Genomic DNA, 25,609 nt, shown 5'->3' on the forward strand with positions numbered 1-25,609 from the left:
ATTCTGCGTTAGACACCTGGTAAGAGTACTTCCCGGCAAGAATTCTGCGTCAGAGACCTGGTCAGAGCACTTCCCGCAGGAACTCCGCTATATCCGCGATCTCCGGCGCGCACACCGAGTGCGGCATCGGATACGTGTGCCAGCGCACGTCGTAGTCCAGCGCCTGCAGTTGCGCCAGCGATGCCTGCGCGCGCGGCAGGGCTACCACCGGGTCGAACGTGCCATGCGCCAGGAAGATCGGCGTGTTCGCGTTGGCCGCATGGCGTTCGGCGGCTGCCGTGTCCAGCAGCGGCAGATAACCCGACAGGCCGATCATGCCGGCCAGCTTTTCTTCCAGCCGCAGGCCGGTGTGCAGCGTCATGGCGCAGCCTTGCGAAAAGCCCGCCAGCACGATGCGCGAAGTAGGGATGCCCCGGGCGTTCTCGCGCGCGATCAGCGCCCGCACCGCGGCCTCGGAGCGCCGGATGCCGGCCGCATCTTCCTGCCGCACCAGGTCGGTAACCAGAATGTCGTACCACGAGCGCATCGCCATGCCCCCGTTGATGGTGACCGGCTGCACCGGCGCGTGCGGAAACACAAAGCGCACCGGCGGGTGCGCACCCAGCCGCAGTTCGGGCACGATGGGGGCGAAATCGTTGCCGTCGGCCCCCAGGCCGTGCAGCCATATCACCGCGTGGGTCGGATTGGGGGCGGTTTCGAGTTCGATGCAGTCCAGCAGGGCGGGGTTGGCGCTCATGGTCGGGCAGGAAAAAAAGGGTAGTTCAGGCAGGCCGCTTCAGGCGGCCAGCGCCTTCAGGGCCTGGAACAGCGCGCGGTAATGCTTGCGCAGGGGCTCCTGGCCCGGCTGCAGGGCGGCATTGTGCTGCGCCTCTTTGCGGGCCGCGCGAATGGTGGCGCGCAGTTGCTGCACGTCGGCGCCCGGATGGGCATCCAGCAGTTCAGTCAGGGCGTCGTCGTCGGCCAGCAGCCGCTCGCGCAGCGTTTCCAGCCGGTGCATGGCGGCGGTTTCTTCGCGCGAGCCATTGCGCCAGGTGTCGAGTTGCGCGCGGATTTCATCGGCCGGCGCATCCCGCATCAGCTTGCCCACGAAATGGGTCTGGCGCCGCCGGCCTTCGCGGCTGGTCGTGCGCTGCGCCAGCCGTATGGCTTCGTACAGGCGCTCGGCCAGCGGCAATTGCTTCAGGCGGTCGTCGGGCAGGTCGATCAGCTGCTTGCCCAGGTCGAGCAGGGCATGCATTTCTCGCTTGACCTGCGACTTGCTGGGCCGGTCGTAGCCGTTGTCGTCAACATCGGCGTCGGCCGCCGGATCGGGAATAGGGGAAGTCATGGGAACAGCGCAAACACAGACTTGGCTATGATAACCGTCTCTGTACACTGGACTGCAATGGTCAACACTCCCGCTTCCTCCCTTCCCCTGGCCGCCAACCACGCCCGCTTCAGCGAACTGGTCGAACAGGCGCTGGCGCATGCCCGCCGTATCGGCGCCAGCGACGCCGCCGCCGAAGTCTCCGAAAGCCTGGGCCTGTCGGTGTCGGTGCGCAAAGACGACATCGAAACCGTCGAGCAAACTCGCGACCGCTCGCTGGATCTCACCGTCTACGCCGGCCAGAGCCGCGGTTCGGCCTCCACTTCCGACTTTTCCGAGGCGGCCCTGCGCCAGACGGTCGAGGCCGCCTGGCACATCGCGCGCCATACCGCCGCCGATCCGGCCGCCGGCCTGCCCGACGCCGACCAGCTGGCCGCCGATATCCCCGACCTGGCGCTGCACTACGGCTGGCCCGTTACCACCGAGCAGGCCGCCGAGCTGGCCCTGCGCGCCGAGCGCGCCGCCCGCGCGGTCGATCCGCGCATTACCAATACCGACGGCGCCACCGTAGGCACCTACGAAGGCCAGTTCGTCATGGGCAACACCCGCGGCTTCCTGGGCGGCTACCCGTATTCGCGCCATAGCCTGTCGGTGGCCCCCATTGCGGGGCGCGGCAACCACATGCAGCGCGACTACTGGTACACGTCCGAGCGCGACCCGGCCCGCCTGGCCTCGCCCGAGGCCATTGGCCGCTACGCCGGCGAACGCACCCTGTCGCGCCTGTCGGCCCGCCGCATCCGCACCGGCAAGTTCCCGGTGCTGTTCGAGGCGCCGCTGGCCCTGGGCCTGCTGGGCGCATTCACCCAGGCCACCAGCGGCGGCGCGCTGTACCGCAAGGCCAGCTTCCTGGTCGACGCGCTGGGCAAGCCGGTTTTCCCCGATCACATCGACATCTCCGAAGACCCCCACGTGCGCGGCGGCATGGGCAGCTCGCCGTTCGACGACGAGGGCGTGCGCACCCGGGCGCGCAGCGTGGTAACCGGCGGGGTGCTCGAAGGCTATTTCCTGTCCAGCTACACCGCGCGCAAGCTGGGCCTGGTCACCACCGGCAACGCCGGCGGCTCGCATAACCTCACCCTGTCTTCGCGGCACACCCGCCCCGGCGACGACTTCGAAGCCATGCTGCGCAAGCTCGGCACGGGCTTCCTGGTCACCGAGCTCATCGGCCAGGGCGTCAACTACGTTACGGGCGACTACTCCCGGGGAGCATTCGGGTATTGGGTCGAAAACGGCCAGATCCAGCACGCCGTGCAGGAAATCACCATCGCCGGCAACCTGGCCGAGATGTTCCGCCAGATCGTCGCCGTCGGGGCCGACACCATCGCGCGGGGCACCAAGCGCACCGGCTCGATCCTGATCGAACAGATGGCAATCGCCGGCACCTGATCCCCCGGCCGCCCGGCGGAAATCCCCATAGAGCGGAGTTATAACAACGTGTAATATCCGCCAGGTATCGCTAGCGATATCCCATACCGAGTTGCCACCGAGGAGCCAATAACATGCAACGTCGTTCCTTTTTGAAACATGCCGGCCTGGGCGCCGTCGCGGGTAGCGCCGCGGTTGCCGCGCCGGTATTCGCGCAGGACGCGCCCACCCTGAACTGGCGCATGGCGTCCAGCTTCCCGCGCAGCCTCGACACGCTGTTCGGCACGGGCGAGATCTTCTGCAAGTTCGTCAACGAGGCTTCCGGCGGCAAATTCACCATCCGCCACTTCCCCGGCGGCGAAATCGTGCCGGCGCTGCAGGTCATGGACTCGGTGTCCAACAACACCATCGAATGCGGCCACACCGTTTCGTACTATTACTACGGCAAGAGCCCGGCCTTCTGCTTCGACGCGGCCGTGCCGTTTGGCCTGAATGCCCGCCAGATGAACGCCTGGATGTTCGACGGCGACGGCATGAAGCTCACCCGCGAAATGTTCGCGCCGCACAAGATCATCAACTTCCCCATGGGTAACACCGGGGTGCAGATGGGCGGCTGGTACCGCCGCGAAATCAAGTCGGTCGACGACCTCAAGGGCCTGAAAATGCGCACCGCGGGCTTTGCCGGCGAAGTGCTGTCGCGCCTGGGCGTGGTGCCCCAGCAGATTGCCGGCGGCGACATCTACCCGTCGCTTGAAAAGGGCACCCTCGACGCCGTGGAATTCGTCGGCCCGTACGACGACGAAAAACTGGGCTTCAACAAGGTCGCCAAGTACTACTACTACCCGGGCTGGTGGGAAGGCGGTCCGCAAGTGTCGCTGTACCTGAACGAAGGCGCCTGGAACGGCCTGCCCAAGTCGTACCAGGCCATCGTCGAGGCCGCCAGCCGCGTGGCCCACGTGGCCATGACCTCGCGCTACGACGCCCTGAACCCGGGCGCGCTGCGTAAGCTCATCGCCGCCGGCGCCGAACTGCGCCCGTTCCCGCGCTCGGTCATGGATGCCTCGTATGCCGCCGCCCAGACGGTCTACAAGGAATTCTCCGACAAAGACCCGAAGTTCAAGGCCCTGTACGAAAACTACATGGGCTTCCGCGACAGCGTGGTGCCGTGGTTCCGCCTGGCCGAAGGCTCGTACGACCAGTACTTGGGCGTGGCCATGTCGGCGAAGAAGTAAAAACCCCCCTGCGAGAGCGCGCTGCGCTTTCGCCCAGGCGTCTACCCGGACCAGGCGCTCCGCCTGGGTCCGGGTGTCTGGCTCCCGCGCGGTGTCAGAGGCCTCTTACGCACGGCATGCCCAATATTTGCGCAATCGTGCTAGAATAATCAGCTTTCCCTCGTTCCGGCTGGGTAGCACGGGCGGTTAACAACGCTTAGGCCAGCCATCAGGTATTTCCTCGTGGCACAGCGGAACAGGAAAAAATTCTTGCCCGGCTTTTCCGGCAAGAAAAATTTTCACCTTTTAGGAACCAATCATGAAGACCTTTGTGGCCAAGCCGCATGAAGTCCAGCGTGACTGGTTTGTGATCGACGCCAAGGGCAAAGTCCTCGGTCGTGTGGCCAGCGAAGTCGCACGCCGCCTGCGTGGCAAGCACAAACCCGAATTCACGCCGCACGTTGATACCGGCGACTACATCGTCATTATCAACGCCGCTGAAATCGTCGTCACCGGTAACAAGGCGCAAGACAAGAAGTACTTCCGCCACACCACCTACCCGGGTGGTATCCGTGAAACGAACTTCGAGAAACTGCAGCAGCGGTTTCCCGGCCGCGCCATCCAGAAGGCCGTCAAGGGCATGCTGCCCAAGGGTCCGCTGGGCTACGCCATGATCAAGAAACTCAAGGTGTACGCCGGTGCCGAGCACCCGCACACCGCTCAGCAGCCCAAGCCGCTGGATATCTAAGGAAACGCCATGATCGGTAACTGGAACTACGGAACCGGCCGTCGCAAAACCTCGGTGGCTCGTGTTTTCATCAAGAAAGGGTCGGGCAAGATTATCGTCAACGGCAAGCCCGTCGACGAATTCTTCGCGCGCGAAACCGGCCGCATGATCGTGCGCCAGCCGCTCGAGCTCACCGGCCACCTCGAATCGTTCGACATCAAGGTCAACGTGCACGGTGGCGGCGAAACCGGCCAGGCCGGCGCGGTGCGCCACGGCATCACGCGCGCCCTGATCGACTACGACGCGGACCTCAAGCCCGCGCTGTCGCAAGCTGGCTTCGTCACCCGCGACGCCCGCGAAGTCGAACGCAAGAAAGTCGGCTTCCGCAAGGCACGTCGGCGCAAGCAGTTCAGCAAGCGCTAATGTCCAGCAAAAAGGCCGCGAAAGCGGCCTTTTTGTTGCCGCACGCCTGCTGCCGCGCGAAGCGATACAATTCTTTTTCGTCCTATTGAAGCATCTTGCACCATGGCCCACGCATCGAATTCCCGCATCAAGGTCGGCATCGTCGGCGGCACCGGCTACACCGGCGTCGAGCTGCTGCGCCTGCTGTCGCAGCATCCTCATGTGGAGCTCACCGCCATCACGTCGCGCAAAGAAGACGGGCTGCCCGTGGCGGACATGTACCCCAACCTGCGCGGCCGTGTCAGCCTGGCGTTCTCCACGCCCGAAAAAGCCAACCTGGCTGATTGCGACGTGGTGTTCTTCGCCACTCCGCACGGCGTGGCCATGGCCCAGGCGCAAGAGTTGCTGGCCGCGGGCACCCGCATCATCGACCTGGCCGCCGACTTCCGCCTGCAAGATACCGCCACGTTCGAGCGCTGGTACAAAATGCCGCACGCGTGCCCCGACATCCTGGCCGAATCGGTCTATGGCCTGGTCGAGCTCAACCGCGAGGCCGTGTCCAAGGCGCGCGTCATCGGCAACCCCGGCTGCTACCCCACTACCGTGCTGCTGGGCCTGGCGCCGCTGCTCGAAAACGGCGCCGCGCTGGTCGATACCCAAACCCTCATCGCCGACTGCAAGTCCGGCGTGTCGGGCGCCGGCCGCAAGGCTGAAGTCAGCACGCTGTTCTCCGAAGCCAGCGACAACTTCAAGGCATATGGGGTGGCCGGCCACCGCCATCATCCCGAAATCTCCGAACAGCTCGAAAAGCTGGCCGGCGGCAAGGTCGGCCTGACCTTCGTGCCCCACCTGGTGCCCATGATCCGCGGCATGTTCTCCACCCTGTACGCGCGCATCCGGCCCGAAGCCCTGGGCACCGATTTCCAGGCCCTGTACGAAAAGCGCTACGCCGACGAGCATTTCATCGACGTCATGCCGGCCGGCAGCCTGCCCGAAACCCGTTCGGTGCGCGCCTCCAACAACCTGCGTATCGCTGTGCAGCGCCCCAATGGCGGCGACCTGCTTATCGTGCTGGTCATTCAAGACAACCTCGTCAAGGGGGCCTCGGGCCAAGCCGTGCAGAACATGAACCTGATGTTCGGCCTGCCCGAATCGGCCGGCCTGGACCAGGTCGCCATCCTGCCGTAGGCGCAAGCCGTTGCCCGGCCTGCCCATGCCAGGGCCGGCCGGGCGGATGCAATGCAACAAATACCCGAGCCCACTGCCGCACCCCGTTCCCGCCCTCTGATGCGCTGGCTGACGCTGCTGTGCGTACTGGCCGTGGGACTGGCCATCGGGGCCGCCGCGGGTTATCGCCAGGGGCGGCAATCGGCCGCCGCCAACAATACCGTGGTGGTCACGGCCGAGCAGGTGGCCGCGCAAGATGCCGCCATCCGACAGAGCCAGGCCGAAAGCCGCTTCCTGCGCGCCCAGCTCGACACGGCCGACGGCGAAATTGCCGTCGAACGCGCCGCCCGCCAGGAACTCGAAACCCAGTTGCGCTCTGCCCAGGACGAACTGGGCCGCGTGCGCGACCGTCTGGCCTTTTTCGAGCAGCTGCTGCCGCCCGGCCCCGAAGGCGCGGTAGACATCCGCGGCGCCGAAGTGCAGCGCGTGGGGCAGGGGCTGAAATACCGCGTGCTGCTCATGCGCAGCGGCCGTAGCGACACCCCGTTCACCGGCACCTTGCGGTTCCAGGCGGCCGGCGTGCTAAAGGGCGAAACCGTGTCGGTCGACCTGGCGCCCATGCAGCTCAAGGCCGATGCGTCGGCGCCTGCGGCAGGGGCAGGGGCAGGGGCAGAGGCCGCCGCCGGCGGGCCCCTGGCGTTACAGTTCGACCAGTACCAGCGCAGCGAAGGGGTGCTCGAGCTGCCCGAGGGATTTGTCCCCGAAACTGTCACCGTCAGCGTGCTGGAAGGCGCCACGGTGCGTGCCTCACGCAGCGTCAAGCTCGAATTTTGAACCCCGCCGCGTCTGCGCTATAGTCAATACATTAGTGGCGGCGTGGCCGCCCACCCAATACGGCCGTTCGCGGCCAGGAGCTCCACCATGAATGCAGTCACCGAAACCGTCGATCTCCAGGCGCCGCCGTCGCCGTTGATCTTCACCGATTCCGCCGCGGCCAAGGTCAAAGACCTGCTGGCCGAAGAAGGCAACCCTGAACTGAAGCTGCGCGTGTTCGTGCAAGGCGGCGGCTGTTCCGGCTTCCAGTATGGCTTCACGTTCGACGAGGCCGTCAACGAAGACGACACCGTGCTCGACAAGAACGGCGTGCAGCTGTTGGTCGACCCGATGAGCTTCCAGTACCTGGTCGGCGCGGAAATCGACTACAAAGAAGACCTCGAAGGCGCCCAGTTCGTCATCCGCAACCCCAACGCCAGCACCACCTGCGGCTGCGGGTCGTCGTTCTCGGTGTAAGCCTGGTGGGCGGCTAGCCGCCATCTGCCCCAGAGCCCCCGCAAGGGGGCTTTTCATTTCACGCGAGTCCAGCGTCGCATTTCGCGGCGGCCACGCGCCGCGTCAGCCCCCAGAACGCCAGGGCCAGCAGGCTCACCGCCGCGCCCAGCAAGCACACGCCCTGCCAGCCCGCATGGGCATAGGTGGCGGTGGCGCCGATTGCGCCCATTCCACTGCCCACGGCATAAAACAGCATGTAGAGCCCGACCAGCCGGCTGTGCGCCTCGGGACGCGTGCGCAAGATCAGGCTTTGATTGGTGACGTGCAGCGCCTGGCCGCCCAGGTCGAGCAGCACGATGCCGATGATCAGTGCCCACAGTGACGATGCCATCAGCGACAGCGGCCACCAGGCCAGCACCAGCGCGGCCAGCGCCGCCGCGCTGGTGCGCTGGGCGCGACCGCGGTCGGCCCACTGCCCGGCGCGCGCCGCGGCCAGGGCGCCCACCACGCCAACCAGGCCAAATGCACCGATGACCGTGTGCGAAAAGCGGTACGGCGGCGCGCTCAATGGCAGCACCAGCGCGCTCCAGAAGATGTTCAGCGCCGCGAACATCAACAACGCCAGCATGCCGCGCACCTGCAGCATTCTTTCTTCCCGCAACAGCGTCAGCATGGAAGCGATCAGGCGCGGGTAAGGCATCGTGTTCAAGGCCGCGGGCAGGGCCGGCAAGCGCCGCCATAGTGGCAGCGCAATCGCCAGCATCAGCGCGGCGGCGCAGAAGTACACGCCTCGCCAACCCGCCAGGTCGCTGACGCCGCCGGCGAACGCGCGCGCGAGCAGCAGGCCGATGAACACGCCGCTCTGCGCCGTGCCGACCACGCGGCCTTGCTCGTGGGGGGCGGCCGCGCTGGCCGCGTAGGCGATCAGCCCTTGCGTCATCGCCGTGCCCAGCATTCCCACGGCCGTCATTCCCGCCAGCAAGACCGGCGCCGAGCGGGCGGCGCCGACTGTTGCCAAGGCCGCCACCAGGGCCAACAGCTGCGCCGCCATCAACCGGCGGCGATCGACGCGATCGCCCAGCGGCACCAGCAACAGCAGGGCCACGGCGCAGCCGATCTGCGTGGCCGTTATCACGCTACCCACCGCGGCACGGCTGATGCTGAAATCGCGAGCCAGCGCATCCAGCAAGGGCTGCGCGTAGTACACGTTGGCCACGCTCAGGCCGCTGGCGGCGGCAAACAGCAGCACCAGGCTGCGCGGCATGTCGGCTTTCCGGGATGACTTCATGCTCCATCGCTCATTCAATGTAGTTTCAAATAACAACCGATTGAATGCTAGGCGATGCAGTTTTAAAATGCAACCAGATAATTGGCGATAATCGCCATTTGCCAGGAGAGGCCATGCCACGCCGTCCTATCAACGACGAACCCTGTCCCGTTGCCCGCGCCGTCGAAATCGTCGGCGACCGCTGGTCACTGTTGATCGTGCGCGATGCGTTCGACGGCACACGCCGCTTTGGCGACTTCCAGCGCGGGCTGGGCATGGCCCGCAATATCCTGTCTGACCGTCTGCGCAAACTGGTCGAGGCGGGCATCCTCGAAACGCAGGACGCCTCGGATGGCACGGCCTATCAGGAATATGTGCTCACGCCGCAGGGGGAAAGCCTGTTTCCCGTGGTGGTGGCGTTGCGGCAATGGGGCGAACAGCATCTGTTCAAGCGGGGCGAACGCCATTCGGTGCTGATCGACACGCGCACCGGAAAACCGATTCCACGCATGGCGCCGCAAGCCAGGGATGGATCAGTGCTGACGCCCGCCGCCACCGCCGTGCGGAAGGTAGCGTGACGCAATGCGCCAGGGCTGGCCAAGTCAGCCACAAAACGCAGCGTCCAGCGAACGAGCCGCCGTTCGTTGACTGCGCAAAATCAATGATTGTGACTATATAAGTTAATAATAGTTAAGTTTAGGTACAGGTTGCCGTTCATCGCGTTAGTCTCCCGCAACTTACAAAGGAGGCAGACGCGATGCGCACTGAGATGGCGCGTGGCAGCCCATGGCTGGGCGCCGCGGCCATGGGTGTCCTGGCAGTGGCGATGGCCGCAAGCAGCGTGGCCCAGTCGTTGCCCGATGCCGCCGCTCGAGCCATTGACATAGAACGGCGACAGGCGCAGGAACTCGACGCCCAGCGCGCCCGTGCCAATCAACGTCCCGATGTCCTTCCGGCCGAGCTGCCGGGCGCTTCGGGGCCGGTGCAATTTCCTGCTGAACAGCCCTGCTTCAACATCGTCCAAGTCACCTGGGACGGCGACTTGCCGCCTGGCCGGGTACGCGCGGCAAGCCAGGCAGCGGTGGGCCATTGCGTGGGCGCCAGCGGCCTGCGCAACCTGCAAACTCACCTGCTGGGTTTGCTGATTGATGACGGCCTGGTCACCTCGCGTGTGCTGGTGCCCGAACAATCGCTCGCGGCCGGCGAATTGACGCTGCACTACGTGCCGGGCCGCATCTCAGCCGTCCAGAGTACGGGCGGCATCGGCTGGTGGCGTACGGTAGTGCCGGGCGGGCCTGGCGATGCCCTCAACCAGCGCGACCTCGACCAGGCGCTGGAAAACATCCGGCGCTTGGGCGGGCAGGCCGATGCCACCATCGACGTCGCGCCCGGGCCGGGCATGGGCGAATCCGATCTGCTGATCCGCCCCGGCACCGGCAAACGCTGGCATGCCTACGTGGGGGGCGACAACGCCGGGCTGGACGCCATTGGCAAATACCAGATCAATGCCGGGCTGACGCTGGATTCTCCGCTGTTTCTGTACGACCAATTATCGGTGTCGTGGAATAGCAATGCGCATTGGCGCGACAGCCAGGCCAATACGCGCGCGGCATCGGTCAATTACAACCTCCCATTCGGCTATTGGGCCTTGTTCGCCAGCGCCAGCAAGTCGACGTATCGCCAGACCGTGGCGGGTTTCGAAGAACCCATCGTCTATGGCGGCACCACCAGACAAGCGCAGGTGGGCGTGTCGGTGGTGCCGTACCGGGGCGCCACCTATAAAGGCAGCGCATCGTTCAGCCTGTCGCGCAAACGGGTTTCCAGCACGCTGAACGATGTAGACATCGAAGTGCAGCGCCGCGACGTCACGGGATACAGCTTCAACCTGGGCCATCGGCAATACCTGGGCCCGGTGGTTCTGGACGTGGGTGGCGGCGTGCAGGGCACGCTGCCCAGCCTGTCGGACCGGCCGGGCTATGTCTATGGCGATCCAGACTGGGACGGCCGCAGCACCATCGTCACCGCCAATGCAAGCCTTTATGCGCCATTCCAGATAGCCGGCCAGCACTTCGCCTACCAGGGAACCTGGCAGATCCAGCACGCCAAGACGGCCATTGTGCCCGCCGATTACTTCGCGATCGGCAACCGGTACACGGTGCGCGGCTTCGACGGCCAGATGACGCTGGCCGCCGAAGACGGCTGGAGCCTGCGCAACGAGTTGTCGCTGAACCTGGAGCCCCTGGGCATTCCGGGCCAGCAGCTGTATGCCGGCGTGGATGTGGGCCGGGTCGGCGGGCCATCGGCCGAGTACCTGTCGGGGCGCACCCTGGTAGGCGCGGTCCTGGGTCTGCGCGGCCGCCTGCCCATGCCTTATCTCAACGCCAGCTATGACTTCTCGGCAGGCTGGCCGCTACACAAGCCCGATTCATTGAAGACCGCGTCCACCGTATTCGCGGCTGCCCTGATGTTTGAGTTCTGACCCGTTCGCGCGTGGCGGCCCGTAGCCGTGGCGCTTTTTTCGATTTCTGTCCGCCTTATGTCCAAGTTCCGTTCTCTCACTATCTGGCTGGTACTGATCACGCAGGTATGGACGCCGGTGCTGGCGCAGACCTTGCCCATATCGGTAGACAAGCGCGTGTCCGGCGCCAAGCCTGTCGTGGGCGTCAGCAATGGCGTACCCGTGGTGAACATCGCGCCGCCTTCCGCTGGCGGGGTATCGAACAACCGGTACATCCAGTTCAACGTCGGGCCGTCCGGCGTCGTGCTGAACAACAGCGGCGGCGCCAGCCAGACGCAGCTGGCCGGGCAGATCGGTGGCAACCCCATGCTGGGCAACCAGCGCGCCACGACGATTCTGAATCAGGTCACCGCGCCCAATCCCAGCCGCTTGCTGGGAACCCTGGAAGTGGCGGGCCATCGCGCCAACGTCATCGTTGCCAACCCCGCGGGCATTACTTGCGACGGCTGCGGTTTTCTCAATGCCAACCGCGCCACCCTGACGACGGGCCGGCCGCAAATCGGTTCCGGCGGTATCGACTTCGATGTGTCGGCCGGGCAATTGCGCATCGAAGGCGACGGCCTGTATGGCGGCGAGGCCGCGCAAGTGGACCTGCTGGCGCGTTCACTGCAAATCAACGCCAGCGTCTGGGCCAAGAAACTGAACGTGGTCGCCGGGGCCAGCCGCGTCGATTTCGGTAGCGGCCAGGTGACCGCGGGCGCCGCGCAAGAGCCCGCGCCCGAATTCGCGCTGGACACGGCGGCGCTGGGCGGCATGTATGCGAACAGCATCCGCCTGGTGGGCACCGAAGCCGGCGTTGGCGTGAATATCGGCAACAACCTGGTGGCCCTGACGGGCGACCTGCAGGTTTCCGCCGCCGGCGACGTGCGCATACGGCCGACCGCCACGTTGCAGGCGGGGGCGGGCCTCAGCCTGCATAGCGGATCGAATGTCGACGTGGCGGCCGGCGGCCGCCTGCAGGGCGTCGGCGTGGCTATCGTGGCCGGGCAGGATGCACGGCTGGATGGCACGCTGTCCTCCGCCGGCGATGTGTCGGTGCAAGCGGGGCGCGACATTGCCACCGCCGGCAAACTGGGCGTGGACGGCGGCGCGGTCTTGCAGGCCGGCCGGCACCTGGACCTCGCGGCGGCGGCGCAGATCGAAACCGCGCGCGCCATCGATGCCCGGGCGGGCAACCGGCTTATCCTGGCTGGCGACGCGCGCAGCGGCGGCGATATGGCATTGGCGGCCGGCGGCGCGCTCGAGGCCCGCGGCAATGCCAGCGCGGCGGGCAACATGTTCCTGCATGCGGGCGGCGATGTATCCGTTGCCGGCCAGCTGCTGGCCGGCCGCGACCTGAGCCTGTCCGCCGACGGCGCCGTCGATCTGGCCGGCACCGCCGTGGCCGACCGCATGCTGCGAGTGAATGCCGGCGCCGACATCGTGCTGCGGGAAGATGCATTGGCGCAAGGCAGCCAGACCCTGGCCATGACGGCCGCCCGTGACCTGCATGTGGCGGGTACGACCGGCACCGCGGAAACCGCCGCGTCGCAAGGCGGCTTGCTGCAACTGGCGGCGGGCCGAGATCTTGCCGTCGCGCCGGGTGGCATTGTCACCGCCAGTTCGCCCGCCATCATCACCGCCGCGCGCGATCTGCGGCTGGACGGCATTGCCGTCGCGCTGGCCGGCGACCTGGACCTGCAGGCAGGCGGCCAACTGGCCGTGGGCGAGCACGGCCGCGCGCAGGCATCGAACCGCCTAGTCGCCGATGCCGGCGCGGGGCTGGCAGTAGACGGCATCGTCGCGGCAGGCGACACCGTGGCGCTGCGGGCTGGCCAATCCGCCGAGATCAATGGACTCATCGCCGCGCTGGGCGGCGCCGGCACTGGTGGCCTGACCGTCGCCAGCGGGCAAGACATTTCGGTGGGCCGGCTGGCGCGGGTGCAGGCGGCCGGCGCGGCCGCCATGCAAGCGGGGCAAGATCTGCGTTTGGACGGCGCCGTCACCGCCATCGACGGCCTCACCCTGGCTACCGCGCGCGATACCTGGATAAACGGCTCTGCCGCGACCGACGGCGACCTTGCCTGGACCGGCCGCCGGCTTGGCATGGGCGAGCACGGGCTGGCGCAGGCCGGCCAGCGTCTGGCGGCGCAGGCGCAAGACAGCATGACCCTCGCGGGCACGCTGGTCGCCGGGCAAGCCCTCGCGCTGGGGGCCGTCAATGATGTACAGCTCGATGGCACGGCGGCCGCGCTGCAGGGGGATGTGGCCGTGCGCAGCACCGTGGGCGACGTGCGTCTGGGGGCGCAGGCGCACGTCCAGGCGGGCGGCGAACTGGTGGCCGAGGCGGGCCGCGACCTGATCGCGGCCGGCACGCTGGCGTCCGGGCAAGACATGCGCCTGCGGGCGGGCCGTCATGTCCAACTGGACGGCATAGCCGCGGCGCAAGGCGCCCTGGACGCGGCTGCCGCGGGCGATTTGTCGGTGGCCGCGGCGGGGCGCGTGCAAGCTGACGGCGCACTGGCGTTGGCCGCGGGCGGGGCTCTAAGCAATGCCGGCGTTGCCGCTGGCGCAACAACTGCGACATTGTCCGCCGGCACCGCATTCGACAACACCGGCACGGTCTTGTCGGGCGGCGATCTTGCAGCCAGTGCCGGCATCCTGCGAAACAGCGGCCAACTGGCCGCTGGCGTCGATGCCGACGGCAGACTGACCCAAACCGGCAGCCTGGCCTTGCGCGCCGGGCGCATCGTCAACAGCGGCGCGGTGCTGGCCAGCACCGAAATGCTGCTGGCCGCCGACGCGGTGGACAACACGGGAGGCTCCCTGGCCGCGACCGGCGCCGCCACCATCGAGGCGCGCACATTGAATAACCAGGCCGGCATTCTCGCGGCCGGAGACATATCCATTCAGGCACTCGACCAGGTACACAACAGCGGCGACGGCACAATTGCCGCCGCCCGCTCGCTGAACCTGGATACCGCCGAACTGCTCAACACCAGCGGCCTGGTGTCTTCGCAAGGGTCGGCCGACATTGACGCCGCGTCCTTGCGCAACGCCGATGGGCGTCTGCTGGCTGAAGACAGGCTAGCACTGCAGGCCCAGGAGATCGACGGCGTCGGCACAGTGCACGCGGGCGGCGATCTGGCCGTGAGCGTGGCCGGGTCTCTAACCCAGGACGGCACCCTGGTGGCCGGGCGCGACTTGAGCCTGGCCGTGGGCGACAGGCTGGACAACCAGGGCCAGGTGTCCGCGGGCCGCGACCTGACGGTGGCAGCGGCCAACCTGGACAATGCCGCCGGCGCGCAATTGCTGGCGGGCCGCGTCAATACGCTGCACGTGGCGCAGGCCCTGAACAACGCCGGCCTGATTGACGGCGCTACCACGCGCATTACCGCCGCCGACGTGACCAACCTGGGGCGCATTTACGGCGACGACATCGCCATCCAGGCAAACACCCTGCTTAACGACGCTGGCGCTTCCGGCGCCGCCGTGATCGCCGCCCGCCGAGACCTGGACCTGGGCGTGAAGTCGCTGATGAACCGCGAGCATGCGCTGATCTACGCCGGGGGCGACTTGCGTGTAGGCGGCGCGCTCGATGCCGGCGGCAGGGCGGCGGGGCAAGCCGACAGCCTGGTCAACGCGTCGGCCACCATCGAAACAGCCGGCGATGCCTCGATATCGGCGGCATCCATCCAGAACCTGAACAACCATTTCGCCAGCGAACTGGTGCAGGTCAGCACGACACCCAAGGTGTTCTACCGCCCCGAGGGCAGCACCGACATGTATGACGCCGCCACCACCTGGTTGTGCGATCTGGTTACTCCCCAGTGCAGCAAAGATCCCAACTGGCTGGGAGACGATCAAGAGCGGCGCATGCTCAAGCCCTCGTCCAAGTATCCCGAGGCGCAGTACGGCCCGCCTTTCGATTACGCCTTGAACAAACGGGGCAAGCGCGGCGAGACCTCGCCCGTCTATCCCGCCTACGCGCCCGAAAAGTACACGTGCACGGGGCCGGGCGGCGATGCCGGTTACGACTGGTGCGGCATGCAGCCTGCCGAGTACTTTTACTCGCCCAGCGCCCGCATCTGGAGCGTGTTCGGCGTGACGCCGCCCGCGGCCTCGAAACCGCCCGTGGCCCCCACACCTCCCGGCGAGTCCGCGGGCTACAAGGCGCAGGCGGCCTACCAGCAGGCGCTGGCCGTGTATGAGAAGGAGCTGGCGGCCTACCAGGCGCCCTATGCCAAGTTGAACCAGCGCATCTCTGCGTTCAACGCCGATTTCGATGCGCGCATGGTGAAGAACATCACCATTTATCGCGTCAATGAAATCATCACCGAAAGCCGCACTGTCTCGACCGACCCCGGCAAGATACTGGTAGGCGGCGACGCCAGCCTGGCAGGCGCCGTCATCAACGACAAAAGCCAGATCGCCGCCGGCGGCACCCTGGCCGTAGACGGCCCGGCCATACAGAACATTGGCGCTACCGGCGAGCGCCGCGTCGTGCTCAAAGGCACCGCCACCCGCAGCTACGAAGAAGACGACGAACGCGAGTACGAGCCCGCCCAGCCCTACACCGGCGCCGTTTCCGTGACACCGGTCGAGCTTGCGGTGGCGGGCGCGGGCGGCAACCAGACGGTGGCGCCGCAAGGGTCTGCTCCGGCCGGCAGCGATATCGGCACGGCCTTGCCGCCGGTGGAAATCGGCAGCCTGCCGCTGCCGGGTGACGGCGAAGTGCGTACCGTCACCTCGCCGGCCCAACTGCCCGACAGCCAGCTTTTCGTGGTGGACCGCGAGGCCGACGCGCCGTACCTGGTGGCGACCGACCCGCAATTCACCGGCCAGCGCCCGTTCGTGTCCAGCGACTATCTGCTGGACTTGCTGCGCCAGGCCGGCGCGTTGACCGGCATACCCGACGGCGCGCCGTTCCTCACCCCGTCGGGCCAACCCCGGCGCCTGGGCGACGGCTTCTATGAACAGAAACTGGTGTCCGACCAGATACTCGCCACCACCGGCCAGCGCTTCCTGGAAAACTACGCGGATGCCGGCGCGCAATACCAGGCATTGCTGCAGGCCGGCGCCGATTTCGCCGCGCAACACGGCGTCCAACTGGGCGTGGCCCTGACCGATGCGCAACAGCGCCAGTTGACCAGCGACCTGGTGTGGCTGGTGGCGCAAACCGTGACGCTACCCGATGGCACTACCGAGCAGGTGTTGGTGCCGCAGGTATACCTGCTGGTGCGCGACGGCGACCTGCGAGGCGACGGCACGCTCATGGCGGGCCGCGATGTCAGCCTGAACGCCGACGGCGACGTGGCCAACTCGGGCACCATCGGCGCGCGCGGCGCAACGGTGATCACCGCCGAAAACATCGTCAACCAGGCCGGCGGGCGCATCCAGGCCGCCAGCGTCGACCTGAACGCGCGCCAGGACCTGGCCAATATCGCGGCCCTGATCAAAGGCGACACCGTGGTCCTGGCAGCCGGCAACGACATTGCACTGACCTCTACCACCACGTCGTTCAAGCACGGCGCCACGTCGGGCGTGAACCTGGGCGGGCTGTCGCAGATCGACGCCGGCAGCCTGGACATGGCCGCCGGGCGTGACCTGCGCCTGGCCGCCGCCGACCTGTCCATCGAGGGCGATGCGCGCCTGCAAGCCGGCCGGGACATCGACCTGGGGACCGTCAAGCAAAGCCACAGCGAAGCATATGTGTACGGCAAGCGCAACGACTCCAAGGTGCGCACCGCCTCTGAAATCGGCACCACCATTGCCGCCGGCGGCGACGTGGCGCTGGTCGCCGGCCAGGACATCAAGGCCCGCGCCGCCGACGTTACCGCCGGCGGCCAACTGGCCGCGGCCGCCGGCCGCGACGTCGCGATCAGTGCCGGCCAGGCCAGCGGCTACGCGCGCGACGAGCACTACTACAAAACCAGCGGGTTCATGTCCAGCAGCAGCACGCACACGGTCAAGTCCACCGACTGGACCCAGGCCCAGGGCAGCACGCTGACAGGCGATACCGCGGTCGTAATGGCGGGGCGCGACGTCAATGTGGCGGGCTCCAACCTTGCCGCGCAGAACGACCTTGTAGTGTCCGCCGACCGCGACGTCAACATAGTGGCCGGCAAAAACACCACTGACGACTACCAGTACGAAAAAATCAAGAAGTCCGGCTTCGGCGCCCTGGGCGGCATCAGCTACGGCAAGTACGAGCAGACCGACAGCCTGGACGGCAAGCGCGTGTTCCACACCGCCAGCACGGTTGGCAGCGTGGAAGGCGACGCACTGCTCAACGCCGGCAACACGCTGACCGTGGCCGGCAGCAACGTGCTGGCTCGCCAGGGCGACGTCACCCTGATCGGCCGCAACATCGACATCACGTCGGTTACCGACACGACGTGGCAACGCGAATTCCACGAAATCAAGCAGACCGGCCTGACGGTTACGGCCAGCACGCCGCTGGTCAGCGCGATGCAGACTGCCCAGCGCATGGGCGAGGCCGCCGGCAAGACCGACAATGCGGTCATGCAGGGGCTGGCGGGCGCCACCACTGCGCTGGCCGCCGCCAACGCCTATGACGCGGTCATGAAAGACCCGGCCAGCGCGGGCGGCGTCAGCATCAAGATCAGTCTCGGCACCAGCAAGACCAGCAGCACCACTGAACGCAAATCGTCCACGGCCATGGGTTCCACCGTGGCCGCCGGCCGCGACCTGGCCATCGTCGCACAGGGCGGCGGCCAGGCATCCGGCATTACGGTCACCGGCTCGGGGCTGTCGGCGGGCAACAACGCCGTGCTGCAGGCCGAAGGCGACATCCTGCTGCAAGCGGCCAAGAACAGCGCGTCGCAGAAGACTGACAGCAAGAGCAGTGGGGCGAGCATCGGTGTTGGCATCAGCCTGGGCGCGAACGGCGCCGGCATCACGGCGGAGGCGGGCGTGTCGGCCTCGCGCGGCAAGGCGAGCGGCAAAGACACCACCTGGACTCCCACCACCATCGCAGCCGGCAACACGCTGGCCCTGCAGTCGGGCGGCGACACGTCGCTGGTGGGCGCGGCGGGCAAGGCCGCGCAGATCGTTGCCGACGTGGGCGGCGACCTGCTGGTGCAAAGCCTGCAAGACAGCAGCCGCTACGACAGCAAGCAGACCAGCGTCGGCTTCGGCGCCTCGGCATGCGTGACGGGCTGCGTGGGCGGGTCGGTGTCGGCCAACGCCGGCGCGGGCAAGATGCACAGCGAGTACGACTCGGTCACCCAGCAGGCGGGCCTGTGGGCCGGCGATGGCGGGTTCCAGGTGAAGGTGGGCGAGAACACGACGCTGGTGGGCGGCGTGATCGCCAGCAGCCAGCAGGCGGTGGCCGAGGCGCTGAACAGCTTGTCGACGGGCACGCTGGTGGTGCGCGACATCGAGAACCGGGCCGACTACAGCGCCAGCCAGATCGCGTTGGGCGGGGGCATGGGTTTTGGTGGAGGCGGCGGCGACGACCTGGGCACCACCAAGGACAACGAAGTCGCGGGCGGCGCCACCAAGGAGCACGGCACTTCGGTGCCCAGCACCGGCGGGGGGCTGGGCCTGGGCACGCCGGTTGTGGCGGCTGCCAGCGGTGACGCCCGCTCGACCACGCAAAGCGCGATCAGTGGCGGCGCGATCGAGATCCGTGACGAGGCGGGCCAGCAAGCGCTGACAGGGCAGACGGCGGCCGAGGCGGTGGCGTCGGTGAACCGGGACACGTCGAATACGCTGAACGTGCTGGATCCGATTTTCGACAAGGAGAAGATCGAAGCGGGCTTCGAGATCGTGTCCGAGGCGAGCCGGCAGTTGGGGCAGTTTCTGACGAATCGGGCCAAGGAGATCGACGCGCTGGAAGATCGGGCGAATGACGCCGATCTGTCGAAGGCCGAACGTGATCAGGCCGGGGCCGAAGCAGAACGGTTGCGACTGCAATGGGGGCCGGGAGGCAGTTATCGGCGCTGGATGACGGCGGTGATGGGCGCTGCAAGCGGCAACGTGACAGGCGCGACGGGCGAGATCGTGCAAGCGGCGGTGGTGAACTATCTGCAGGGGCTGGCGGCTACCGAGGTCAAGCGCATTGCGGATGGGATGGGATCAGGCGCCAACGCCGAGGCGGCGCGGGCCGCGCTGCACGCTATTGTCGGTTGCGCAGGGGCGGCGGGTGGCGGTGCAAGCTGCGGGGCCGGCGCGTTGGGAGCCGGGGCAAGCTCAGTGTTGGCCACGCTGCTTGCGAGCGTTGCAGGCGATGACCTGTCAGCGCAAGAAAAAGAGGCGCGCAGCAATCTGATCCAGAGCATCGTGGCAGGTACGGCTACCGGTCTGGCCATGGATGCAGCAACCAGCGCCTCGTCGGCGGCAACGGAACTGGCCAACAATGCACTGTCGCTGGGCGAGCTGAAATCCTTTGCCGCCGAGGCCAGCACGTGCCGCGCGCTGGGCACCTGCGACGAGATCCAGCAAAAGTACCGGGATCTGAGCGTCGAGAATCAGGAGAAGATGATTGCGCTGTGCGCGCAAGACCCGGTAGCCTGCCGAACGCAGTATGGGGACTTTGTTGAGGGGGTGACGGATTACCGGAAAGAGCTCGACGCGGCGTTTGGTCTGGACATCCCGCCCGGCCTGAAAGCCGACTTGGCCATCTATCTGTATCAGCACCAGGAAGCCATAGGCGTAGCGCTGAATACTGAGATTGCTGAGCAACTGCAGGAAAAGTATGGTCTGACGTCAGAGGCTGCGGCGCAATGGGCTGCAATCGCTGCCGCTGCTGTGGGAGTCACTCGTGGTCAAAAAGGCAATAATCTTGGTGGAACTCTCATCAAGATTAGTCAGAAACAACTCGATAAAAAATTCAAGCATGCATCCGATTTTGGTATTTCGACAACGAAGAAGAATTCTGAAACTCTCGCTCTATTTGAGTCAAAAATCAAGACTCATATAAGCTCTGCATCTACTGTTCAGCAAGGAACATATGGTTTTGTTAAAGATTCGAAAGTGTTTTTCAATTCGGAGACCAACAATGCTGTTGTTATTGATGGCGCAGGAAATTTTGTTACGGGATTCAAATTATCGCCTGGTACAAAGCAGTTTGAAAACTTTATAAAGAACGGTGTGTTGAGATGAGCTTTGTTCTTCTGGAATTTGCAAAATCTTTTGTCGAAGGTAGAATTTCTGCCCCCGTATTCTCCGAAGCATATATGGAGCTTTGGAAAATTGAAAGAGACAGTGGGTCACTCATTAGAGATGAGTCAGCATTGAGCGAGAGATTGTCTAGTATATTTTGTGCGGCAGATATGTACAACTCCGATAGCGAATCTCGAGAGGAATATGAGTTCGATGATGAGCAACTAAGATTTGAAGTGTGCAAATTGGTAGAAGGGATAATATCCAAATAGCTGAGGCGGATAAGACAATAAAGATTTTTTCTATCAATGAAAAAGCACGGTTGGGTGATTTTCATTTAATAATCGTGGTCGCGATTAATGTTGCAAAAGTAAGGTGCAGGCTAATTCTGGCCATGTTTGGAATATGTCTTGGCTAATAAATCAACTTGAAGTTGTTCAGATTTCATTTGGTAAAAATGGTTTTGCGGGTGACCATAGTCACTTGGGTGATGATATTTTCTCAATTCCTGCAATTTTCAGGGCATGTATACGGAACGCCTGAGTTCAAATTTGAGAATTGAAAATCTCTACCGCTCTTTAATAAATCGTTAGGTAATCAAGGCCGGCAACACGCTGGCCCTGCAGTCGGGCGGCGACACGTCGCTGGTGGGCGCGGCGGGCAAGGCCGCGCAGATCGTTGCCGACGTGGGCGGCGACCTGCTGGTGCAAAGCCTGCAAGACAGCAGCCGCTACGACAGCAAGCAGACCAGCGTCGGCTTCGGCGCCTCGGCATGCGTGACGGGCTGCGTGGGCGGGTCGGTGTCGGCCAACGCCGGCGCGGGCAAGATGCACAGCGAGTACGACTCGGTCACCCAGCAGGCGGGCCTGTGGGCCGGCGATGGCGGGTTCCAGGTGAAGGTGGGCGAGAACACGACGCTGCGGCGTCTGTCAAGGCAGTTGGAACCTGATTCATGCGGCCTCTAATACTGGATCGGTGTCTTGCTCATGTTGATCCGGCTCGGGGTTGAGCCAGACGCTGCCGATGGGCTGCCAGTTGCGTAGTTTTCCCGACCATCGTGCTGGGTGGCGTTGCCTGGCTTGTTGGTACAGGCGCTGTCGGGCTTGCAGAATGGGGGCATCCAGGCCCGCATGACGCTGCGCCGGAGCCAAGTAGCGAATGGCGCTGTGGCGATGCTCATGGTTGTACCAGTGGATGAACTGATGCACCCACAGGCGTGCGGCCTGCACGCTTGCAAAGCCGTCGATCGGGTAACCGGGCCGGTACTTGCAGGTGCGGAACAGGGCCTCGGAATACGCGTTGTCGTTGGATACCTGGGGTCGGCTGTGCGAGGCGGTAATGCCCAGCTTCTCGAGCGTGACCTGCAAGGTCGAGCCTTTCATGGCGCTACCATTATCGGCATGCAATACCAGGGGTCGGTGCTGACACTGCTCGCGCAGCACGGCGCGCTGGATGATGGTGGCACTGTTGGCCATGTTCTCCGATTCAAACACCTCGGCCCCGACGATTTTCCGGCTGTAGATGTCCAGGATCAGATACAGGTAATAGAACCGGCCGCGGATACGCGTATGCAGGTACGTGACGTCCCAGCTCCAGAGCTGGTTGGGTGCGTCGGCACAGTGGCGCCGTGGTGCTCCAGCGTGACGTGGCGCGCGCGCCCGGCCACGGCGGTGCTGCTCATCGGCTTGGCGCAGCACGCGATAGAAGGTCGACTCCGACGCCAGGTACCGGCCCTCTTCATCGAGCAGCCGTACCACGATCTGCGCCGGCGGCAGGCTGGCGAACTCGGGACGGTGGCAGGCCTGCAGCACGGCCTGGCGCTCGGCGTCTGTCAGTGCATGCGATGGCGTGGCATGTATGGCGTGCGGGCGTCTGTCCTCATCGCCCGTCGCCCAGCGACGATAAGTGTTCAAGCCGATACCGAGTTCGATGCATGCGCTCTGCAAGCGTGCACCGGCCTGGCGAGCCTCATCGACCAACGCTACAGCTTGACGGCGATCCTGGGCATTGGTCATTCTTCCTCGTCCCCCCAGATCGCCCGGGCTTTTTTTCGCAAGGTCAGCAATGCTGCCGTCTCAGCCAGCGCGGCGTTCTTGCGGCGCAGCTCGCGCTCCAAATCGCGCGTGCGGCGACGTTCAGCCTTGAGCGCGTCGGCCTCCTGCCGGGCGGCGCTCTGGCTCTGCGCGTTGGCCTGCTCGCAACTCGTTCGCCAGCGGCGCAACTGCTCGGCATACAGTCCCCGGCGCCGGCAGTACTCGGCCAGCTCCACTTCGGACAGCGCAGCGCTTTCCAGCACGGCGTTGAACTTGTCCTGCGAGCTCCAGCCCTCGCTGTCCGACGCCTGGTCTGGCAACAAACGGCCCTGGCCGCGGGCCTGTTTGCGCCAGTTATAGATCGTGGCCTCGGAAATGCCTTCTTCGCGTGCCAGGTCGGAGACCGTGCGGTTGTGCGGGGCCAGTAACTTCTTCAGGATGGCTTCCCGGCGTTCTGCGGAATACTTCATCGGAACCTTCTCTTTGCCCCCAATGGTTTGGGACTCTAACAGCAACTGAGGTTCCAACTATTCTGACAGCGGGGGGGGCCAAGGTGGCCGAACTGTGCCGCAAGCACGGGATCTCGGAGGCCACCTACTACAACTGGAAGGCGAAGTTCGGCGGTATGACCGTCTCGGACGTCCAGCGCCTGAAGGAACTGGAGCAAGAGAACAACAAGCTCAAGAAGCTGTTGGCTGAATCGATGCTGGACAAGGCTGCGCTTCAGGACCTTTTGAGCCGAAAGTAGCAAGCCCGCAGGCCAAACGCGAAGCGGTCAGAACGTTGATGACCGAGCGCGGCATGGGTGTCACCCGGGCCTGCGGGCTGGTAGGCATTTCCCGGTCGCTATTCGCTTATGAAAGTAAGCGTACGGGCGATGTAGCATTGACCGAGCGCATGAAGGAGATGGCAGCGCTCAAGCGACGCTACGGCTATCGGCGCATCCATATTCTGCTGCGCCGTGAAGGCTGGCAGACGAATCACAAGCGGGTCTGGCGGCTTTACAGCCAAGCCGGCTTGAGCGTTCGTAAGCGTCGCGGCAAGCGCATCGCTCCCGCAGAGCGGGTAGTTCGTCCCGTTGCGACGGCGCCGAATCAGAGCTGGTCGATGGACTTCGTGTCCGACGGTCTGGCCTATGGCCGCAGGTTCCGGTGCTTGAACATCGTCGATGACTACACGCGCGAGTGTCTTGCCATCGAGGTCGATACATCACTGCCGGGATTGCGGGTGGCGCAGGTGCTGCAACGGCTTGCGGAACTGCATGGGCTGCCCAAATCCATCACCGTAGACAACGGCCCAGAGTTTGCCGGCAGGGCCCTGGACGCTTGGGCCTATCAGGTCGGCGTGAAGCTGTCGTTCATCAGACCAGGCAAACCCGTGGAGAATGCATACATCGAGAGCTTCAACGGTAAATTCCGCGATGAATGCCTCAATGAGCATTGGTTCATGTCGCTGCGCCAAGCCAAATCCTTGATCGAAGACTGGCGCGTCGAGTACAACACCGAACGCCCGCATAGCGCGCTGAGATACTTAACGCCGGAGCAGTTTGCTCAGGCGCATCGACAACAACGGTTTTTAACCCTGGACTCTATGTCGGTGCCGTACTAAGTCTGGGGGCAGGTCACATCCAGCCAGGCAAGCCGCAGCAAAATGCCTATGTGGAGCGGTTCAACAGAACCGTACGCTACGAGTGGCTGTCCCAGTATCACTGGGACGACCTGGACCACGTTCAGCGCGCCGCTACTCAGTGGATGTGGTCCTACAATCACGAGCGCCCAAACATGGCTCTGGGCGGATTTACCCCGAAACAGCGGTTGGCCATGACCGTATAGCATTCCTACTTCTGGCAATCGCTATAAATGGGGGGATTACCGTTCTTTGTCGTGCGGCCTGCGGGCTGCGGATTGTTCGAGCCATTCGTGCCGGCTATCGCCGGGATAAAAAGCCCCGCCTACGAGATCACGGACGGCTTTCGGCATCGCTATGTGTTTCTGCGCAAGGGCACGAGCCTGCAGCAGACCCTGAATTCCTGATCAAGCCGGATACAACGCTCCCAGCACGCGCGGCCCGCGCGCGCCGGTAACCTGTGGCACGCCGGCTGGCGTACGGTCCAGGAAGGCCTGCGCCAGCCAGGCGAACGCCATGGCCTCGACCCATTGCGCGGGGACGCCCGCGGCGTCGGTGGCTTGCACCGGGCGTTGCAGGCACATGGCCAGTTCGGCCTTCAGCCCCTGGTTGCGCGCGCCGCCGCCGCACACCAGCACGTCGCGCGTGGCGGGCGCCGCGGCTTCCAGGGCATCGGCCACCGTGCGGGCGGTGAAGCGTTGCAGGGTGGCCTGCACGTCTTGCGGCGCGGGCGCGGGGCCGTCGTAGCTTTGCAGGCGCTGGTCCAGCCAGGCGGCGTCGAACAGGTCGCGGCCGGTGGATTTAGGCGGCGGCAGGGCCAGCCAGGGCTCGTCGGCCAGCAGGTGTTCCAGCAGTGCTGCCTGCACCTGGCCGGTAGCGGCCCAGCGGCCGTTGTCATCGTACGGCTGGCCGGTATGGCGCCGGCACCAGGTGTCGAGCAGCACGTTTGCCGGGCCGGTGTCGAACCCGCGCGGCGGTTGGCCGGGCACAAGCAGCGTCAGGTTGGCGATGCCGCCCAGGTTCAGCACGGCGCGCTCGTGTGGCGCCGCGAACATGGCCGCATGAAAAGGCGGTACCAGGGGCGCGCCCTGGCCGCCGGCCGCCACGTCGCGGCTGCGGAAATCGGCCACCACGTCGATGCCGGTCAGTTCGGCCAGCAGGGCGGGGGCATTGAGCTGCAGGGTGTAGCCCAATTCAGGGCGATGGCGCACGGTCTGGCCGTGCACGCCTATGGCGGTGACGGCCGTTGCAGGCTGGCGGGCTTGCTGCAGCAGCGCCTGCACAGCATCGGCATACACCCGCGCCAGCGCCTGAGCGGCCAGGGCCGCCCGGTGAAGTTCGTCGGCGCCACTGCGGTTCAGGGCAAGCAGTTCGGCACGCAGCGCGTCGGGCATGGGCAGCCCCGCAGTGGCCAGCACTTGCGGCGCCTGCCCGGCAGCCAGGCGCACCAGCACCCCATCGGCGCCATCCAGGCTGGTGCCCGACATCAGGCCAATAAAAAGGCGGCCGGGCGTGGAAACGCGCGGGCCGCCTGATCGGGTCATGGCACG

Annotated in this window: 17 protein-coding genes and 2 pseudogenes; 14 read left to right on the forward strand and 5 right to left on the reverse strand. The window is 65.4% G+C overall.

Annotated elements, in window-relative coordinates; genetic code table 11:
* Window positions 1-61 precede the first annotated feature (61 nt).
* Both BPET_RS02960 and yjgA read right to left on the reverse strand, forming a co-directional pair.
* Window positions 62-736 (reverse strand): alpha/beta hydrolase, encoded by a 675-nt coding sequence (locus BPET_RS02960; protein ID WP_012247612.1) that lies wholly within the window; start codon window positions 734-736, stop codon window positions 62-64.
* Window positions 737-775: 39 nt separating this feature from the next.
* Window positions 776-1,327 (reverse strand): ribosome biogenesis factor YjgA, encoded by a 552-nt coding sequence (yjgA, locus tag BPET_RS02965; RefSeq protein WP_041862664.1) that lies wholly within the window; start codon window positions 1,325-1,327, stop codon window positions 776-778.
* Between the two features lie 57 nt (window positions 1,328-1,384).
* Here yjgA and pmbA point away from each other — a divergent pair, with 57 nt between their 5' ends.
* From pmbA to erpA, 7 genes are all read left to right on the forward strand, one after another.
* Entirely contained in the window at window positions 1,385-2,752 is a 1,368-nt protein-coding gene (gene pmbA, locus BPET_RS02970; protein ID WP_041862666.1) for a metalloprotease PmbA, read from the forward strand.
* A 113-nt stretch (window positions 2,753-2,865) separates the two neighbouring features.
* Window positions 2,866-3,963 (forward strand): TRAP transporter substrate-binding protein, encoded by a 1,098-nt coding sequence (locus BPET_RS02975; protein ID WP_012247614.1) that lies wholly within the window; start codon window positions 2,866-2,868, stop codon window positions 3,961-3,963.
* Between the two features lie 298 nt (window positions 3,964-4,261).
* Window positions 4,262-4,690 (forward strand): 50S ribosomal protein L13, encoded by a 429-nt coding sequence (rplM, locus tag BPET_RS02980; RefSeq protein WP_012247615.1) that lies wholly within the window; start codon window positions 4,262-4,264, stop codon window positions 4,688-4,690.
* 9 nt (window positions 4,691-4,699) lie between these two features.
* Entirely contained in the window at window positions 4,700-5,092 is a 393-nt protein-coding gene (gene rpsI / locus BPET_RS02985) for a 30S ribosomal protein S9 (RefSeq protein WP_012247616.1), read from the forward strand.
* A gap of 102 nt (window positions 5,093-5,194) precedes the next feature.
* On the forward strand, window positions 5,195-6,259 hold the full coding sequence (gene argC, locus BPET_RS02990; RefSeq protein ID WP_012247617.1) for an N-acetyl-gamma-glutamyl-phosphate reductase: 1,065 nt from the start codon (window positions 5,195-5,197) through the stop codon (window positions 6,257-6,259).
* Window positions 6,260-6,310: 51 nt separating this feature from the next.
* Entirely contained in the window at window positions 6,311-7,072 is a 762-nt protein-coding gene (locus BPET_RS02995) for a DUF6776 family protein (RefSeq protein ID WP_012247618.1), read from the forward strand.
* Window positions 7,073-7,159: 87 nt separating this feature from the next.
* Window positions 7,160-7,528, forward strand: coding sequence for an iron-sulfur cluster insertion protein ErpA (gene erpA / locus BPET_RS03000; protein ID WP_012247619.1), 369 nt, complete (start codon window positions 7,160-7,162; stop codon window positions 7,526-7,528).
* Window positions 7,529-7,586: 58 nt separating this feature from the next.
* On the opposite strand, the gene BPET_RS03005 is transcribed toward erpA, so the two are convergent.
* Window positions 7,587-8,795, reverse strand: coding sequence for an MFS transporter (locus BPET_RS03005; protein WP_012247620.1), 1,209 nt, complete (start codon window positions 8,793-8,795; stop codon window positions 7,587-7,589).
* A gap of 113 nt (window positions 8,796-8,908) precedes the next feature.
* On the opposite strand from BPET_RS03005, the gene BPET_RS03010 reads away from it, so the two are divergent.
* The 5 genes from BPET_RS03010 (at window position 8,909) to BPET_RS03025 (ending at window position 21,365) form a co-directional block, all read left to right on the forward strand.
* On the forward strand, window positions 8,909-9,352 hold the full coding sequence (locus tag BPET_RS03010; RefSeq protein WP_012247621.1) for a winged helix-turn-helix transcriptional regulator: 444 nt from the start codon (window positions 8,909-8,911) through the stop codon (window positions 9,350-9,352).
* A 179-nt stretch (window positions 9,353-9,531) separates the two neighbouring features.
* Entirely contained in the window at window positions 9,532-11,253 is a 1,722-nt protein-coding gene (locus BPET_RS03015; protein ID WP_012247622.1) for a ShlB/FhaC/HecB family hemolysin secretion/activation protein, read from the forward strand.
* A gap of 57 nt (window positions 11,254-11,310) precedes the next feature.
* On the forward strand, window positions 11,311-20,400 hold the full coding sequence (locus BPET_RS27140; protein WP_050978194.1) for a hemagglutinin repeat-containing protein: 9,090 nt from the start codon (window positions 11,311-11,313) through the stop codon (window positions 20,398-20,400).
* Window positions 20,397-20,672, forward strand: coding sequence for a colicin immunity domain-containing protein (locus BPET_RS25680; protein WP_012247624.1), 276 nt, complete (start codon window positions 20,397-20,399; stop codon window positions 20,670-20,672). The genes BPET_RS27140 and BPET_RS25680 overlap by 4 nt, the downstream gene beginning before the upstream one ends.
* 375 nt (window positions 20,673-21,047) lie before the next feature.
* A complete protein-coding gene (locus BPET_RS03025) occupies window positions 21,048-21,365 on the forward strand; it encodes a hemagglutinin repeat-containing protein (protein WP_012247625.1) in 318 nt (105 codons plus the stop codon).
* On the opposite strand, the pseudogene BPET_RS03030 reads toward BPET_RS03025, so the two are convergent.
* Window positions 21,351-22,903 (reverse strand): annotated as a pseudogene (locus tag BPET_RS03030) (IS3 family transposase). The gene BPET_RS03025 and the pseudogene BPET_RS03030 sit on opposite strands and share 15 nt — an antisense overlap.
* A 59-nt stretch (window positions 22,904-22,962) precedes the next feature.
* Here BPET_RS03030 and BPET_RS25685 point away from each other — a divergent pair.
* A protein-coding gene (locus tag BPET_RS25685; RefSeq protein WP_085970239.1) for an IS3 family transposase occupies window positions 22,963-24,041 on the forward strand; the annotation gives its coding sequence in 2 pieces (ribosomal slippage) (window positions 22,963-23,179 and window positions 23,179-24,041; 1,080 coding nt in all).
* Window positions 24,042-24,058: 17 nt separating this feature from the next.
* Window positions 24,059-24,265 (forward strand): annotated as a pseudogene (locus BPET_RS25690) (integrase core domain-containing protein); the annotation flags it as partial.
* 201 nt (window positions 24,266-24,466) lie between these two features.
* Here the strand turns inward: BPET_RS25690 and BPET_RS03050 are convergent.
* Window positions 24,467-25,603 (reverse strand): anhydro-N-acetylmuramic acid kinase, encoded by a 1,137-nt coding sequence (locus tag BPET_RS03050; RefSeq protein WP_012247630.1) that lies wholly within the window; start codon window positions 25,601-25,603, stop codon window positions 24,467-24,469.
* Window positions 25,604-25,609 lie beyond the last annotated feature (6 nt).

The sequence above is a fragment of the Bordetella petrii genome (assembly GCF_000067205.1).
Classification (GTDB): Bacteria; Pseudomonadota; Gammaproteobacteria; order Burkholderiales; family Burkholderiaceae_B; genus Bordetella_A; species Bordetella_A petrii.

Coding starts and splice junctions, on each gene's coding strand:
- BPET_RS03010 (WP_012247621.1), top strand. CDS start 8,909: ATGCCACGCCGTCCTATCAACGACGAACCCTGTCCCGTTGCCCGCGCC.
- BPET_RS03015 (WP_012247622.1), top strand. CDS start 9,532: ATGCGCACTGAGATGGCGCGTGGCAGCCCATGGCTGGGCGCCGCGGCC.
- BPET_RS02995 (WP_012247618.1), top strand. CDS start 6,311: ATGCAACAAATACCCGAGCCCACTGCCGCACCCCGTTCCCGCCCTCTG.
- rpsI (WP_012247616.1), top strand. CDS start 4,700: ATGATCGGTAACTGGAACTACGGAACCGGCCGTCGCAAAACCTCGGTG.
- rplM (WP_012247615.1), top strand. CDS start 4,262: ATGAAGACCTTTGTGGCCAAGCCGCATGAAGTCCAGCGTGACTGGTTT.
- BPET_RS25680 (WP_012247624.1), top strand. CDS start 20,397: ATGAGCTTTGTTCTTCTGGAATTTGCAAAATCTTTTGTCGAAGGTAGA.
- BPET_RS02960 (WP_012247612.1), bottom strand. CDS start 736: ATGAGCGCCAACCCCGCCCTGCTGGACTGCATCGAACTCGAAACCGCC.
- BPET_RS02975 (WP_012247614.1), top strand. CDS start 2,866: ATGCAACGTCGTTCCTTTTTGAAACATGCCGGCCTGGGCGCCGTCGCG.
- argC (WP_012247617.1), top strand. CDS start 5,195: ATGGCCCACGCATCGAATTCCCGCATCAAGGTCGGCATCGTCGGCGGC.
- pmbA (WP_041862666.1), top strand. CDS start 1,385: ATGGTCAACACTCCCGCTTCCTCCCTTCCCCTGGCCGCCAACCACGCC.
- yjgA (WP_041862664.1), bottom strand. CDS start 1,327: ATGACTTCCCCTATTCCCGATCCGGCGGCCGACGCCGATGTTGACGAC.
- erpA (WP_012247619.1), top strand. CDS start 7,160: ATGAATGCAGTCACCGAAACCGTCGATCTCCAGGCGCCGCCGTCGCCG.
- BPET_RS03050 (WP_012247630.1), bottom strand. CDS start 25,603: ATGACCCGATCAGGCGGCCCGCGCGTTTCCACGCCCGGCCGCCTTTTT.
- BPET_RS27140 (WP_050978194.1), top strand. CDS start 11,311: ATGTCCAAGTTCCGTTCTCTCACTATCTGGCTGGTACTGATCACGCAG.
- BPET_RS03005 (WP_012247620.1), bottom strand. CDS start 8,795: ATGAAGTCATCCCGGAAAGCCGACATGCCGCGCAGCCTGGTGCTGCTG.